The organism is Haloarcula sp. H-GB5 (assembly GCF_054850705.1).
The window spans coordinates 1,088,057-1,102,012 of record NZ_JBTWBG010000002.1; the positions used below are offsets into that span (position 1 = coordinate 1,088,057).

Here is a 13,956-nt window from a genome sequence, read left to right on the forward strand (position 1 = left end):
CTTATTCGAAATAGTTCGCCAGCCGTTCGGCCGCTTCGTCGACCCGCGGCGTCACGAGCGCGAACCGTATCCAGTCGCGCCGGGACTCGCCGAAAGCCTCGCCGGGCATCCCGGCGACGCCGGCCTCGTCGACGAGTTCGTACACGTTCTCGAACGACCCGGGGAAGTCGGGGAACCGCGCCATCACGTAGAACCCGCCGTCGGGGCGGTTGTACTCGGCACCGGCCTCTGCAAGTGCGGCACAGAAGTCATCGACGCGATCTTCGAGTCGCCGTCGGCAGGCAGCGTAGTAGTCCGGACTCGTCGTCTTCAGCGCCCGCAGGACGGCGTACTGGGCCGGCCGGCTCCCGGTGACGTTCGTGAGCATGTGCTGAGTGCGAGCGCGTTCAAGCAGTGCCCCAGTAGGCCCGTCTTCTGGCGGGAAAATCGCGTAACCAACCCTGAACCCCGTAATCGCCATCGTCTTCGAGAAGGAGTTGGTGGCGACGACGTGGTCGGAATCGGCGTGCAGTGCCGAACCGAACCGACCCGCGTAGTCGAAGTGGTCGTACACTTCGTCACTGAGCAACAGCGCGTCGTACTCCTCGGCGATGGCCGCGAACTCGGCCATCGCGTCGGCGTCGTACACCGCGCCGGTAGGGTTGTTCGGCGAATTGACGGCGATGACGGCCGTCTCCTCGCTCGCAGCTTCCCGAACGTCCGTGGGGACCAGTCGGTTGTGCTCGTCGACCGGGACGAAGGAGATGTCCGCGCCGATGAAATTCGCTCGGCCGGCGTAGTAGGGGTAGACGGGGTCCGTCAGGAGGATTTCGTTGCCGTCGAAATGGTGGAGCCCGCCGGTCATCGCGAGGTGGTTCGCCTCGCCAGCGCCGTTCGTGACCAGCACGCGGTTCCGATCCACACCGCGCCGAGCGGCGATTTCATTGCGGAGCGGCGTGAGGCCCACGCTTGGCGGATACTGGTAGTCGTCGGCCGGGGCTTCGGCGTAGTCTCTGAGCCCGTCCCGAAGCCCCTCGGGTGGGTCCCAGTCGGGATTGCCCGACACCATGTCCACCACGTCCCGATCGGCCCGGGCCGCATACTGCATGACCCGGAAAAACTGGGGTTCCGTGTAGTCCATATGCACACTCCGACCGCCGGCCCCGTCTGCTTTTCTGTCTACTGGCGGATGTACAGCGTCAGCCCGCCGAGGACCAGCAGCAGTAGCCCCCACAGGAGGTCCGACCCCGGCAAGACCCAGAGGAACAGCGTCACGAGGCCCGACGTAACGAGTGACCAGCCAAGCGTCGTCTGATAGCTCACATACGCAGTTGTGTCTCTGAACTGAAAGTATCCCGCCCTGAACGCTTATTCGCCTGTCACGACAAACACCGGCAATGGCAGACGAGACAGCGGACCCAGTCGAGAAGCGCGTCGGCAAGCGTCTCCGAGAAGCTGCTGCTACGGTCGCCACCGCGGAGTCCTGTACCGGTGGCCTCGTGGGGTCGAAAATAACGGACATCCCCGGATCGAGCGATTACTTCGACCGCTCGCTGGTCACCTACTCCTACGAGGCCAAGCGGGAACTGCTTGCCGTCTCGCGGGAATCGCTGGACACCCACGGCGCGGTCTCAGAGCCGGTTGCTATCGAAATGGCTCGGGGCGTTCGCGACACCGCCCGGACCGACTGGGGCGTCGCCACGACTGGCGTCGCCGGGCCGAGCGGCGGTTCACCGGAGACACCCGTCGGGACGGTGTACATCGCCGTTGCCGAGGCCGCCCCGTGGGGGACCAACGAGTCTGGCGTGACTGTGTCCCGTTACGAGTTCGATGGCACCCGTCGCGAAATCAAAGCGAGCATCGCGACACAGGCGCTTCGGGACCTGGAAACCGCATTACAGGAGTAGTAAGCTCTTTCAGTCGGGACACAGACGGTCCGGTAGATGAACAAACGTGGGCACGTCCTGAACGCGGTCCTCCTGAGCATCGGACTGGGGTACGTTCTCGACCCCTCGGGCGACGTGACGACCTTCGCGACAATCGCGGAGGTGTTCCTTCCCATCGTCCTGGGTGCGCTGTTCCCCGATGTCGACACCGCCTTCGGCAAGCACCGCAAGACCCTGCACAACATCCCCGTCCTCCTCATATTCTTGGCCCATCCGCTGTATCACGGCGGTAATCTCCAGTGGGTGTGGCTCGGTGTCCTCACGCACTACGTGCTTGACTACTTCGGCTCCCGGCGGGGCATCGCGCTGTTTTACCCGTTCTCGGACACAGAGTATGGCTCACCGACGGGCGTGACAACCTCAAGCGACCGCGCTGAAGCCGTCACCGTCGTGATTACCGCCTTCGAACTGCTCGCGGTTGCCCTGCTTGTCCACGTACTCCCACAGTATCTGCCGCCAACGGTCAGAACCTTCGTCGTCGAGAACAGCGCGTTTCTGGTTTAGTACACTTTCACGTCGTTGAATCGACCGTCGTACGCGACGTGGTCGGGGTGGGTCGGCTCGGTTCCCTGTAACATCAACCGGTCGAACTTGCCCCAGGTGTTTTCCAGCCCCAGATGGGCCCACTCGACCGCCCGCCGCAGGTCGTGTGAGAGACCGTCGCGATGGAACAGCGATCGCTCCACGTCGTTTTTCAGCGCCGTACTGAGCGCCGCCACGTCGTCGAACGCTTCGGTAAAGTTCACGTACGCCTCGCCGACGGTCCCACGGACGTGAGCATACGACGAGACGAACGGCTCGTGACCGGTTTCCGACGTGAACGACTGCGCGCGGTCCCGGTGGTGGGACAACTGCTTGGGGTTGTACACTTCCAGCGCGTCGATACTGTCGTCGTACGCTTCGATGTCGTCCAGTCCGAGACTGACATTGAGAAAGCCGGGATGCGGAACCAGTACAGCGGCGTCTTGACGATTCAGTTCTCGCATCGCGCCGTCGAAGGTAATGAAATCCGGGATCGGCTCTTCGAGTCCGATGCCTAGCACGTGCCGGCGCTGTTGCCAGGTGCCAGTAAATATCTCTCTGGCTGGAAACACAGTCAGCTCTTCGTCGGAAAACGCCGCCGCTTGCCGCCGTATCTCCGGTAGGCGCGTGAAATGCGGCGCGTACACCAGCGCGTCGAGGCCACGTGCCTTCGCGCGCTCGACGACCCCCTCGTCGAGCACTTTCACGTGGAGATCAACGGCGTACCCCTCGGGTTGCACGGTCAACGCTATCTTCGTACTGCCATTAGGGGTTTCCGTTTTGGCAATCTGAGAGACAAAATCCTGACAGGTAGCAGCCAACGTTTTTAACCCCGCGTCGCCTGCCACTGAGCAAATGCCACGCTGGGAGTGCGACATCGAAGGGGACGACAGACAGTTCGACCGCGTCGAGGAGCTCATCATCCACCAGTCGGTCGAACACGACCGCATCGAGTGCAAGGTCTGCGGTGCCGTCGTCCCTGACGGCTACTTCGCTATCAAGCACGCCTTCGACGAACACTCCCGCGCGGAGTACGTTCGCGCCTACGACGCCTCCGCCGCCGAGGTCCGCCGCCGCGAACAGATCAAGGAGTCCGTCGAGGCCGCCGCGAACATGAGCGAGGTCATCGACCGACTGGAAGGCGGCGAAGCGTAGCGACCGCTTGTTTTTTGAAAACGGAGACGGCGTATCAATTGGTACGTCGCCGAAGAAGAATTATTCCCGTCTTTCACGGACAGCTACGCTCCCCGTTCGAATTGAACGAGGCGCGCTTCGCTGCGCTCAGCGCTCTTCGCTATCCAACACCCGAATCTGGTCACCACGCACGGTAACCGGAATCGGGACCGTCGCCTCGTACAGTTCGACGGTGACCTGATCCTTGCCTTCGTCGATACGCTGGACCTGCGCCTTCTCGCCCTTGAACGGGCCGGCGATGAGTTCGACGATGTCGCCCTCTGCGATACCTTCCACGTCCGGTTTCGGCGAGAGGAAGTGCTCGACTTCTGCCATCGAGGACTCGCCCTGCACGACGCCGTTGGCGTGGGGAATCTCGTCGAGGATGCGGTCGAAGACGTTGTGATCGTCCGCTTCCACCATCACGTAGCTGGTGAGCGAGTCCGGCGCAAGCGCGGCGTGAATCTCGTCTTCCTCGCGGGAGATGATCATGTCCGCGACGGTGCGCTCCTGACTGGCCGTGGTTTTGACTGCGTAGATCCCCATCGGTTTACACCGGCTTGCTGCCAGGGATGAAGGTCATCACGGCGAAGATGATGAACCCGAGCAGTCCGACCAGCGCGATGCCCGCGCCGGCGATTTTCGCGATCTGGGAGAACTCCTCCCACGACGGCGTACTCGCCAGTTTGAGTACGCGGATGTAGGAGGTGAGATCGTATGGAACGTCCATAGCGGGTCGTACCCACTGGTGGCTTTTCTATATTGTGGTGCGCGGCGACGAGTCCGGCCCTTCACAGAGCGGACTGTATAGTGTCACAAAAAAGCAGCCGACAGAACGGATCGATAATCGGAACGGACGTTCTGAACCCGTTCAGTCAGTCGTCGGTCAGCGCGGTTCCGTCCGACCCGTGTGACCCCAGTTCACTACTGCCATCGGCATCGCTGGTTTCGAACTGGTCGATGAGTTCCTTGAGGTCGGTCGCCTGACTGGAGAGCGACTGGATCTTCTCGGTGACCTCCGTGATCGACGCCGTCTGTTCCTCGGCGGACGCGGCGACGTTCTCGGCCTCGGCAGATGTCTCCTCGCTGATCGAGCCGACTTCCTCGGCCATCGAGACGACTTCTTCCATCGACGCCGCCTGTTCGTCCGTCGCGTCGCTGATAGCCTGCACGCCGTCGTTGGCTTCGTTGACCTGCTGGACGATACTGGTCAGCGAGTCGGTCGCGTTTTCGACCGTCTCTTTTCCGGTGTCGACGCTCTCACCCATGTCCCGCATGTCTTCGACGGTGGTGTCCGTCCGGGACCGGATGTCGTCGATCATCGACTCGATGTCAGTCGTCGCTTCCTGGGTTTCCTCAGCGAGCGTCTTGATTTCGCGGGCCACGACAGCGAACCCTTCGCCCGCTTCACCAGCTCGCGCGGCTTCGATGTTCGCGTTGAGCGCGAGCATGTTCGTCTGTTCCGCGATCTCGTCGATGAGCGTCGTGACCTCGCCGATGCGCTCCATCTCCTCCGCGAGGGACTCCACCTGTTCGATTGCCTCGGTGGACTTCCGCTCGAGCGCCTCGATTTCGGCGGCGGCCTGCTCGGCGTATTCGCGGCCGGACTCGCCGTCGTTGACGGCCTGCTGGGACTTCGAGGCGACTTCGTCGGTGGATGAAGTGATTTCCTCGACAGTGGCCGACAGATCGGTCATCTCGTCGCTCACCTGCTGGATGTTCCGGTTTTGCTCGTCAGCGCCTTCGGCGATCTGTTGCACCGACTCGCTCACCGACTCGCTGGCTGACCGCACTTCCTGTGCGCTTGCGGAAATCGTCTCCGTCGAGCTGTCGACGGTGCCGGCGAACCCTTCGATACGGTTGACCGTCCGTTCGAGTTCCGTGATCATCTCGTTGAAACTCTCCGCGATGTCGACCATCGCGTCGTAGTCGCTGTCGGTAGCCATCCGCTGGGTGAGGTCCCCGGCCGCCGACTTGTCCATCACGTCGCTGAACTCGGCCGCTTTCGCTTCGAGGGCGGACGCCATCGACTCAGCGTCTTCTTTCGCCGCCTCCGCCTCGTCTCTGGCGGCCTCGACGTCAGTAATCAACGTCTGGATGTCCTCGCCCATCTCTTCCAGCGCCGCGCCGAACTCGCCGGGAATGTTCTCGTCGAGTGCCGGGTCGTCGAACCGCTTTTCCGCGAGCGCGTCAGCCTGGTCAGCGGCGGTCGTCAGGTACGCCTGCATCGACGCGAATGAGTCGTACAGCTGTCCCATCTCGTCGACGCGCGTGGTCTCGGGGAGGGTGCTGTTGATCTCACCCGCGGCGATGTCCTCGGCGCTTTCGGCCACGCGGGAGAGTGCGTTCGCGGTTCCGCGCCCGATTGTCACACCGACGACGAACAGTGCTCCGACGGCAAGCGCCACCAGGAGCGCGATATTCTGTGAGACAGCCGATTGCAGGGCGAACGCGCGGTCCTGGGGCACGTGATACAGCAACGCCCACTCAGTGCCGGTCACCGGCGTGTACGCCATCACGTACTGCCCGTCTTCCATCCCCGTTCTGGCGGAGACGGATTTGTAGCCGGTTTCGCCGTTCAGCGCCGCTTTGACGCTCGTATCGGTCGCGTCCCCGGTTGCCGCGTACTCTTCGAGAATCGAGCTTTTCCGGTTGTCGAGTATGATCTGGCCGTCCGACCCGACGACTTTCACGTCGCCGGTCGCAAACGGTGACGTGAACTCGTGGGAGCGCGCCTCAAGCGACGCCGTCAGCACGACGTATTCATCGGTGCCGGAGACGGGCTGGACGAACGCGATGACCGATTCGTTCCCGCTCTGGTACGCTTCGGACGTGCCCGTCGGTCCCGACGAGACGACTGCCCCACTCGCGTCGGTCCACGGGTCGTCAACGTCGCTCAGTGCAACGCCGTTCAGATCGTCGTCGGTGCTGGCGGTGACTGTGCCGTCAGCAGTATCGACGTAATGCAGCGCACGGACATCTCCCGGGAGTCCAATGAGCTTCTGTTCGAGCCACCGCTGGTGGTCTGTATCCGAGGTTGACTCGGACCGGTCGCCGATAGACGCCGCAAGGAACGACGCAGTGGATTGCTTGTTCGAGACCCAACTCGACACGGAACTCGACTGGGATTCTGCAACGCCGAGAATCTGCTCCTCGGTCTGTGACTCGACCAGGGACCCCGTGTCGAGGTGGATCGCTGCGCCGCCGAGCGCAAGCACGACGACCACGCCGAGCAACAGGACGCCGAACTTCGCCGCGTACCGCCGCCGAATAACGTCAGGGAGCGCACGCTCCGTCGCCTGAACCATCCGGCTTGGAAGTGAACTCATTGGTTGCCTCCTGATTTGAAGAACCGTGACTGCAGTAGCTCCAGCGACTCGACTGACCCGTTATTGACTCGTTCGATCAGGTACGAACTCAGCGGTTCGAGGTTCGCAGTCAGGTCGACGCTTCCGGACGCGCCCTGATAGTTCACCGCTCGGCCTGCGTCGGTGAGTGACCGAACGCGGCCGAAGTCGCCGACAGAGACAGTGTGTCCGGACCCGCCGGAAACCGACTGAATGGTCTCGGCGATTGCCGGCCCGCTGGCTTCACCGGCCTGTTCGGCGGCACAGGCCATCAAAAACAGCGCGTCGTAGGAATTGACAGAGTACGCTCTGGGTTGGTCGATGTCCGAGAGGCGGCGGACGAGTTCGAAGTACGCTTGCGTCCGAGCAGAGGACAGCGACGCGCTGTAGAATCCGTCGTAGTACGACGGGAGGTCGCCGCCGAACATCCCCGCGGACAACACCCAAGGAACGTCGTACTCCGACTGATTGTATGCATCAAGGATACCCCGCTCCTGGCCGGAGACGCTGGTGAAGCTGACGGCATCAGGGTCGTTCTGGAACACGTCCGCGATCGTGTCGTCGAACGATCCCGACGACGGGTCGTACCGAACGTCGGCGACGATTTCGGCGTCCAGTGCCTCACGTTGTGCGTCTGCCAGTCCAGCACCGAACGAGTTGTCGATGCTCAGTAACGCGACGGAGTCCGCATCGATGTACAGCGGGTCGTCGACGACCTTCGCCATGACCAGCGCTTGCGTCCCGTCGCTCGGTACCGTTCGGCCGAAGTATTTCCGCCCGTTGGCTCGGCCGGCTGTCGACAGTTGCGGGGCAGTACTGGCAGGACTGACTTCCATGATCTCGTCGCTGGCCGCCTCCGGTGCGAGGGCGAGCGACGCGTCACTGACGAGGCCACCGACGAAGCCGGTGACACCACGGTCGACGAGCGTCCCGTACTGCTCGACAGCGGTTTCGGCGTTCGCTTCAGTATCAAGAATAGTCACTTCGAGGTCGTTCCCGCGGATACCACCGCCCGCGTTGACGTCGCTCGCTGCCTGTTCCACCATCCGCTTGCCGTGTTGCCCGAGTGGGGCGAGCGCACCACTGAGTGGGAGAAGCGCACCAAACTGTACAGTGTCACCGCTCCCGCTCAGAGAGCCAAGGCAGCCAGACGAGAGCCCCAAGCTCCCAGCTGCAATACATTTTTTGAGAACACCACGCCTCGAGTCTGAGTACATAGACAAAGAGTCCGAATTTCTGGATAAACGCTTTTCGGCGAGAATATCATTTATGATAGGGGGAGTGTAGATGAATCTGTACGTTTTGGTGATTAAAAAGAGTGGAAAATCTGAGACGACGAGGCAGTTTAGTCGACGTAGTCGATGTCTTCGCCGAGTTGCTGGGCGGCCTTCTCCTGTTCGGCCTCGCTCTGGCCGTAGATCTGTGGGCTCTCGACGCCGGTGACAACGATCATCGTCTCCATCTTGCCCTCGAACTCGTTGTTGACCGACGCGCCCCAGATGATGCGGGCGTCGGGGTCGATGCGGTCGTATATCTCCTCAACGACGCCCTCGGCTTCCTCGATGCTCATGTCAGGGCCACCGACGACGTTGACGAGTGCGGAGTTCGCGCCGTCGAACTCCACGTCCAGCAGCGGGGAGCGAAGCGCCGAGCGGATGGAGTCCTGAGCCTTGTTCTCGGAGTCGGACTCCCCGAGACCGATCATCGCGACGCCGCCGTTCTCCATGATGGTTCGAACGTCGGCGAAGTCCACGTTGACGAGGCCGGGCTTGGTGATCAGTTCGGTCATGCCTTTGACCGAGCGCATCAGCACGCGGTCACAGATCTTGAACGCGTCCTGGAGCGGCATCGACGGCGCGTAGTCCAGCAGACGGTCGTTCGGCACGACGATGACCGTATCGGAGACGGAGCGGAGTCGTTCGAGGCCAGCATCGGCGTTGGCACGGCGGCGCTCACCCTCGGCGGTGAACGGAATCGTGACGATAGAGATGGTGAGTGCGCCGGCTTCCTGCGCGGCCTGTGCGACGACCGGGGCCGCGCCGGTACCGGTGCCACCACCGAGACCGGCGGTGACGAACACCATATCCGAGCCGTCGATAGACTGCTGGATGTCCTCGATGTCCTCTTGGGCGGCCTCCTCGCCGATTTTCGGGACCGAACCGGCCCCGCGGCCACCGGTACGCTTGCGGCCGATGAGAATCTTGGTGTCGGCGGCTACCTCGTCGGCGAGGTGCTGTGCGTCGGTGTTTGCGGCGACGAGTTTGGCCCCGTGGATGCCCTCCTCCATCATCCGAGTGACCGTGTTCCCGCCAGCGCCACCACAGCCGACGACCGTGATCTTCGTTTCCAGGTCTTTGACAACGCTTGCCAGTTCCTCGTCGGACATCGTCCCCGACGTCGACATGTCCTGTGACGGCGTCGATGTCGTCTCGTCGACAGTGCCACCAGCCGCGTCCTCCCCGTCTTGTTCTGCCTCGTCGATAGCGTCGTCAATTATCGAATCCATAATTTAAAGCGTCCTTGCAGACGAGCAGTTATTAGTTTTCCCCCTGTGTCTGACGCTCGTCTGACGTGTTGAGTGCCAGTTTCGACGGCTGACACGCCAGTGTTCACAGCGTATATCGACGTATACGCTCGCGCTGGAAGCGTTCTGGGTCGATCTCTTCCCCATCGATTTCGACTGACTCGCCCGAGGCGAGCTTCCCGAACTTCGGCCCCTCCGGGATGCCAGCAGTTCGCGCGAGGTCCGGGTCGAACGCCGTCTCGCGGGCGACGAGTTTGTCCGCAGTCCACTCGACGGTGTCGAAGCGCCGTTCGAGTATTTCGACGAGTGGGTCGACGACCGTTTGCAGGTCCGTCGTCGCCGGACAGACGATCGGGCCGGTGAGGACGGTTCCGTTCTGTTCGGTCGCGTACGCGATGGACTGCCGTTCGACAGTTTCGCGCAGGGCCTCGCTATCGACGCCGCGCACGTCCGAAATAAGTTCGTCAGGGAGATCGATAACCGTCCACTCGCCGTCGTATCCGGGTGCAAGCTCTCCGAACCTGAGACCATCGTCGACCGGCCGGACAGCGTCTTCCAGCGCCTCGACGAGGCCAAGGTCGACACCGCTCGTCTCCTGAACGAACGTCTCACTGACGACGCGGTAGCCCAGCGACTCGATGGCGGCCGTGAGGTCCGGCCGGTCGCCCTCCATGAGGGCGTAGTCGGCCGCGCTGGCCCGGAAGGCCCGTTCGAGGACGGTATCGCGCTCCTCGTCGCTGTCAGCCCACTCCGCCAGTGCGTCCAGCGACCAGTTGGCGGCGATATGTCCGACCGCCCAGTCCGTCTCGCGGACGACGCGCTCGAACCGCGGCGCGTAGTGGCCGCCGCCGACACCGAGGAGGTGGCGGCGCGTCCCGTTTTCCCGCGGCTTGTCTGCCGGTTCGTCGGCGAGGTCCAGTATCGCCCTCGCAGCGGCCTCGGCGGCGTCTGGGTCCTCCCACTGTGGCTCCGCGCTGCCAACCTCGACGAACATCGACGGGACGCCGACCGTTGTCGGGCCGTGGTGCGTACACTCCATCCCGACCTCGTAGTCCGGCGGAGCGTGGCGCTGGAGCGCCGAAACTACGCTCTTGTGAGCACCGGGACAGGCGCGGGCGAACTGCCCGTCTTCGCCGCCGTACTCCGCGACACCGAAGTTCCCGGTGTGGTGGGCCGTCAGGAGTTCGTCCGTCTCGCCGGCGTGTTTTGAAGCGAACACCAGCAGGTCTAGGTCGTCGAACGCCGCCGCGACGTTTTCGATGTCCAGATGTAACGCCTCGAACTCGCGGAGTTCCACGCTGTCAGTTCGGTACACCGTGCCACCGCCCTCGGCGTCGGGCCGCGTTTCATCGACGCTCGTTTCCCAGTCACGCAGAGAACGCAGGTGTTCGCCGATGTGAGTCGACGCCGAGTCAGCGTGTGAGACGACGATTCCAAGCATCAGTCCGCGTTCTCCAGATTGGCCGGTTCACGGCCCATTGCGGTCCGGACGGCGTCACCAGCCAGTCCGAACAGGTGTTTCAGCGCCTCGCGGCGCTGGACGAACAGTCCGGCCCCGACGACGACGTACAGCCCTGTGTACGCTAGCAGGAGGTCGTGACTCGATATCGGCACAGCGATGAGATCTCTGATGATAGCGAACTCCAAAATCACCTGCGAGATGAACAGCACGAACAGCCCGACGGCTTCGCGGATACTGATCTCGAAGTTGACCAGAATGGCGAGCGCGAAGAAGGACTGAGCCGCTGTAATCCAGATCTCCGCGCCCTGTCTGGCGTCGAACGGCAGGACACCGTACCCGCCAAGGGCGATGGAGTACACCACCGCGATGGTCCCGATGAGCAGCGTCCACTGATTGAGTTTCGAGGAGATGAGGGCGTTGAACCCGGCCGTCGACCGGGCTTTGTTGACCAGCACGGCGACGACGATGAGTTCGGGCGATTCGCTGGCCAGCGGGGCGACCCACTGGATCATGAAGAACTCGGGGATGCCGTTCGCGACACCGATCTCTTCGAGCCCGTGGGCGAACGGCTCGACAGCCGTGAAGATCATCACGCCGGAGTAGCCAAACAGCGCCAGGACGACGAGCGGCCGCCACGGTAGCGACCACTCCTGAAAGTACTTCGGCACGCCCACAGTGTGCTCGCTGTGTTCGATGTCGGACTTGAGCACGAGGCCGATGTACGCGACGTAGAGGCCAACCAGAAACAGCGTATCGAAGATACCGATACCGCCACCGAGGGGGACGAGAAACGCCCACATCGTCGCCAGAAAGAGGAATGCAATCTCGGTTGCGATGTCGGTGTCCAGCTGGACAGCGTCTTTCAGGAACCCGTCGCGTTTCGTGACTGCCGCGTCTCGTGTCTTTGCGGCGCGCCAGACGGTGAACACGGCGATGCCGGCCCAGCCGATACCGATGAGGATGCGGTTCGCGCCGGTCATGTTCGCGATTGCGAGGTTCGCGTCGTGACAGGCACGAGCGAGCCCCCCGCTCGCGGACTCGATTTCTGCCGCCGTGAACTGGCGACAGGCTTCCGTTGTCGCACCACCAGCCCCGGCGTTCCAGGCGTACAGCGCGTCGACGGCGTACTCGGGAGCCACAGCGAGAATGGCGAGAACAGCGATAGCGAACGCCCTCGGTACGTCTTTCTCTGCGGTTTCAGCGCCCCAGGCCAGCAGGAACGACGCCCCGAGAACGGCGAGCCCACTGACCGCGACGGTGGTCACGTTCCCGACCGCAATGCCGGAGATAAATAGGTAAATCCAGCCGACAGTCAGGGCCAGCGCGACTGCGACTTGCATCAGTGGATGGCGAAAACGACTCACTGTCGGAAATGTGGCTGGGTCCGGCTGAAAAGCTTGCGAAAGTGTCGGCCTAAGGCCGTGCTTCCCACAGAGCGTGGCGTTGATACGACCGGGGCGCGCTGACGTTGGTATGGACGTTTACGGACTCATCGGGAACCCGGTCGGGCACTCGCTGTCGCCGCCGATGCACGAGGCGGGCTACGAGGCACTGGGGCTAGATGCACGCTACGTCACGTTCGAACCAGCGGCGGATTCTGGTGCCGAAGCCATTGAAGCGGCTGAGACGCTCGGGATCGACGGCCTCAACGTCACGATCCCGTTCAAACAGGACGTGCTGGACACCGTCGACCCCGCACCGCTCGCCGAACGCATCGGCGCGGTCAACACTGTCGACTTCGACGGCGGGACGCCGACAGGCTACAACACCGACGCGGTTGGTGCGGTCAGAGCGCTGGAACACCACGACGTATCGCTGTCGGGCACGGCGGTCGTCGTCGGGGCCGGCGGTGCGGGGCGAGCGGTCGCGTTCGGTCTCGCCGATGAGGGGCTGTCGGTGCGGATCGCAAACCGGACCGAGTCTAAAGCTGACGCGCTCGCGGATGAAGTACCGGACGCTTCCGGCCACGGGCTCGACTCGCTCCCCGACCTGCTTGCGGACGCCGATGTCCTCGTCAACTGCACCAGCGTCGGCATGGAAGAAGAGACGACACCGGTCCCCGCTGACGCGTTGCACGGTGACCTCGCGGTGCTTGATGCGGTGTACACGCCGATCGAGACCCGTCTGCTACAGGATGCGGCGGCCGCGGGCGCAACGACAGTCGACGGTGCGTGGATGCTCCTGTATCAAGGGGTCGAAGCGTTCGAACGCTGGACTGGCGAAGATGCGCCAGTGGACCGGATGAACGACCAGTTGCGCGACCACCTGTAGCGGAGCGGTCACCAGCAAGAGATTTGTGTGGGGGATAAATACGTTCATGTATGGGTCTGCTTCAGAAATTGAAATCCGCCCTCGGGCTTGACGGGACTGGGTCATCCACGTCGGGAACTAACCGCGACGTGGACGTGACCGTCGAGCGAGAGCCCTCTACTGAAGACGAAGACGCTGTGAAGGGGACGAACACCGCGACGACTACCGAGACCCACACATCCGATACCGCGGCTGGGGACGGTACTGAATCAGGGGATGGGAGTGCGACGCCCGCTCACACGAACGAGTCGGAGACTGCCGCGTCACCGACCACTACTGATGACGAATCGACATCTTCGGCCGATGATTCTTCTATGAACTCCGAGACAGAAACGGTGGCCGACGACGAAGCCGGCGACTCGGAGGCCACCGCTGACGAGGACCCGGCCGAGGCCGATGCGGAGCCAGCCGAATCCAACAATGACTCGACCGATATCGAGGAGGGGAGCACCGCCCCTGTCACAGACATCAAAGGTATCGGTCCCGCCTACGCTGATCGACTCGCCGATATCGGTATCGAGACGGTGGGCGAGCTGGCCGTCGCGGATGCAGCAGACATCGCCGCAGACACTGACCTCTCCGAGAGCCGTGTTTCAGGCTGGATCGAGCGGGCCGAAGACTTCTGAGACCGTTGACGTTCCGTCTTTGTGCACCGAACCGCAAGGGAATTAGTCGCCGCACTGTTTTCGTTCG

At 62.8% G+C, this 13,956-nt stretch carries 15 protein-coding genes; 5 read left to right on the forward strand and 10 right to left on the reverse strand.

The window, feature by feature from the left end; translation table 11 throughout:
* Position 1: 1 nt before the first annotated feature.
* Entirely contained in the window at positions 2-1,120 is a 1,119-nt protein-coding gene (locus tag ACYJ11_RS13505; RefSeq protein ID WP_461648155.1) for a pyridoxal phosphate-dependent aminotransferase, read from the reverse strand.
* A 38-nt stretch (positions 1,121-1,158) separates the two neighbouring features.
* Complete coding sequence (locus ACYJ11_RS13510) at positions 1,159-1,302, reverse strand: hypothetical protein (protein ID WP_170095974.1); 144 nt, start codon at positions 1,300-1,302, stop codon at positions 1,159-1,161.
* Between the two features lie 74 nt (positions 1,303-1,376).
* Here ACYJ11_RS13510 and ACYJ11_RS13515 point away from each other — a divergent pair, with 74 nt between their 5' ends.
* Both ACYJ11_RS13515 and ACYJ11_RS13520 read left to right on the forward strand, forming a co-directional pair.
* Positions 1,377-1,886: a CinA family protein gene (locus tag ACYJ11_RS13515; protein WP_461648156.1), complete on the forward strand. Its 510-nt coding sequence runs from the start codon at positions 1,377-1,379 to the stop codon at positions 1,884-1,886.
* A 36-nt stretch (positions 1,887-1,922) separates the two neighbouring features.
* Entirely contained in the window at positions 1,923-2,429 is a 507-nt protein-coding gene (locus ACYJ11_RS13520) for a metal-dependent hydrolase (protein WP_058996143.1), read from the forward strand.
* Here the strand turns inward: ACYJ11_RS13520 and ACYJ11_RS13525 are convergent.
* On the reverse strand, positions 2,426-3,187 hold the full coding sequence (locus tag ACYJ11_RS13525) for a PHP-associated domain-containing protein (RefSeq protein WP_461648157.1): 762 nt from the start codon (positions 3,185-3,187) through the stop codon (positions 2,426-2,428). The two genes, ACYJ11_RS13520 and ACYJ11_RS13525, sit on opposite strands and share 4 nt — an antisense overlap.
* 115 nt (positions 3,188-3,302) lie before the next feature.
* On the opposite strand from ACYJ11_RS13525, the gene ACYJ11_RS13530 reads away from it, so the two are divergent.
* Complete coding sequence (locus tag ACYJ11_RS13530) at positions 3,303-3,602, forward strand: DUF7565 family protein (RefSeq protein WP_004516837.1); 300 nt, start codon at positions 3,303-3,305, stop codon at positions 3,600-3,602.
* Between the two features lie 126 nt (positions 3,603-3,728).
* On the opposite strand, the gene ACYJ11_RS13535 is transcribed toward ACYJ11_RS13530, so the two are convergent.
* The 7 genes from ACYJ11_RS13535 to ACYJ11_RS13565 form a co-directional block, all read right to left on the reverse strand.
* A complete protein-coding gene (locus ACYJ11_RS13535; protein ID WP_004516836.1) occupies positions 3,729-4,166 on the reverse strand; it encodes a transcription elongation factor Spt5 in 438 nt (145 codons plus the stop codon).
* Between the two features lie 4 nt (positions 4,167-4,170).
* Positions 4,171-4,350 (reverse strand): protein translocase SEC61 complex subunit gamma, encoded by a 180-nt coding sequence (locus ACYJ11_RS13540; RefSeq protein WP_004592944.1) that lies wholly within the window; start codon positions 4,348-4,350, stop codon positions 4,171-4,173.
* A 145-nt stretch (positions 4,351-4,495) separates the two neighbouring features.
* Entirely contained in the window at positions 4,496-6,949 is a 2,454-nt protein-coding gene (locus tag ACYJ11_RS13545) for a methyl-accepting chemotaxis protein (RefSeq protein ID WP_461648158.1), read from the reverse strand.
* Positions 6,946-8,184 carry an ABC transporter substrate-binding protein gene (locus ACYJ11_RS13550; protein ID WP_461648159.1) on the reverse strand — a complete coding sequence of 413 codons (1,239 nt, stop codon included), beginning with the start codon at positions 8,182-8,184 and terminating at the stop codon, positions 6,946-6,948. The genes ACYJ11_RS13545 and ACYJ11_RS13550 overlap by 4 nt, the downstream gene beginning before the upstream one ends.
* Positions 8,185-8,312: 128 nt before the next feature.
* Positions 8,313-9,473 carry a cell division protein FtsZ gene (gene ftsZ, locus ACYJ11_RS13555; protein WP_004592941.1) on the reverse strand — a complete coding sequence of 387 codons (1,161 nt, stop codon included), beginning with the start codon at positions 9,471-9,473 and terminating at the stop codon, positions 8,313-8,315.
* A gap of 103 nt (positions 9,474-9,576) precedes the next feature.
* The gene (locus tag ACYJ11_RS13560) at positions 9,577-10,932 is read right to left on the reverse strand and encodes a D-aminoacyl-tRNA deacylase (RefSeq protein WP_461648160.1); all 1,356 of its coding nucleotides are present in this window, start codon (positions 10,930-10,932) and stop codon (positions 9,577-9,579) included.
* The gene (locus ACYJ11_RS13565; protein WP_461648161.1) at positions 10,932-12,293 is read right to left on the reverse strand and encodes a sodium:calcium antiporter; all 1,362 of its coding nucleotides are present in this window, start codon (positions 12,291-12,293) and stop codon (positions 10,932-10,934) included. Before ACYJ11_RS13565 ends, ACYJ11_RS13560 begins: the two co-directional genes overlap by 1 nt.
* A 133-nt stretch (positions 12,294-12,426) precedes the next feature.
* Between ACYJ11_RS13565 and ACYJ11_RS13570 the strand changes: the two genes are divergently transcribed.
* Together ACYJ11_RS13570 and ACYJ11_RS13575 are read left to right on the forward strand one after the other, a co-directional pair.
* Entirely contained in the window at positions 12,427-13,224 is a 798-nt protein-coding gene (locus tag ACYJ11_RS13570) for a shikimate dehydrogenase (RefSeq protein ID WP_461648162.1), read from the forward strand.
* A gap of 50 nt (positions 13,225-13,274) precedes the next feature.
* Entirely contained in the window at positions 13,275-13,889 is a 615-nt protein-coding gene (locus ACYJ11_RS13575) for a helix-hairpin-helix domain-containing protein (RefSeq protein ID WP_188976859.1), read from the forward strand.
* Positions 13,890-13,956 lie beyond the last annotated feature (67 nt).

What these genes read in the sequence shown, in the direction of transcription:
- ACYJ11_RS13505 (WP_461648155.1), bottom strand. Translation starts at nt 1,120, where the DNA reads ATGGACTACACGGAACCCCAGTTTTTCCGGGTCATGCAGTATGCGGCC.
- ACYJ11_RS13515 (WP_461648156.1), top strand. Translation starts at nt 1,377, where the DNA reads ATGGCAGACGAGACAGCGGACCCAGTCGAGAAGCGCGTCGGCAAGCGT.
- ACYJ11_RS13520 (WP_058996143.1), top strand. Translation starts at nt 1,923, where the DNA reads ATGAACAAACGTGGGCACGTCCTGAACGCGGTCCTCCTGAGCATCGGA.
- ACYJ11_RS13530 (WP_004516837.1), top strand. Translation starts at nt 3,303, where the DNA reads ATGCCACGCTGGGAGTGCGACATCGAAGGGGACGACAGACAGTTCGAC.
- ACYJ11_RS13535 (WP_004516836.1), bottom strand. Translation starts at nt 4,166, where the DNA reads ATGGGGATCTACGCAGTCAAAACCACGGCCAGTCAGGAGCGCACCGTC.
- ACYJ11_RS13540 (WP_004592944.1), bottom strand. Translation starts at nt 4,350, where the DNA reads ATGGACGTTCCATACGATCTCACCTCCTACATCCGCGTACTCAAACTG.
- ACYJ11_RS13545 (WP_461648158.1), bottom strand. Translation starts at nt 6,949, where the DNA reads ATGAGTTCACTTCCAAGCCGGATGGTTCAGGCGACGGAGCGTGCGCTC.
- ACYJ11_RS13550 (WP_461648159.1), bottom strand. Translation starts at nt 8,184, where the DNA reads ATGTACTCAGACTCGAGGCGTGGTGTTCTCAAAAAATGTATTGCAGCT.
- ftsZ (WP_004592941.1), bottom strand. Translation starts at nt 9,473, where the DNA reads ATGGATTCGATAATTGACGACGCTATCGACGAGGCAGAACAAGACGGG.
- ACYJ11_RS13560 (WP_461648160.1), bottom strand. Translation starts at nt 10,932, where the DNA reads ATGCTTGGAATCGTCGTCTCACACGCTGACTCGGCGTCGACTCACATC.
- ACYJ11_RS13565 (WP_461648161.1), bottom strand. Translation starts at nt 12,293, where the DNA reads ATGCAAGTCGCAGTCGCGCTGGCCCTGACTGTCGGCTGGATTTACCTA.
- ACYJ11_RS13570 (WP_461648162.1), top strand. Translation starts at nt 12,427, where the DNA reads ATGGACGTTTACGGACTCATCGGGAACCCGGTCGGGCACTCGCTGTCG.
- ACYJ11_RS13575 (WP_188976859.1), top strand. Translation starts at nt 13,275, where the DNA reads ATGGGTCTGCTTCAGAAATTGAAATCCGCCCTCGGGCTTGACGGGACT.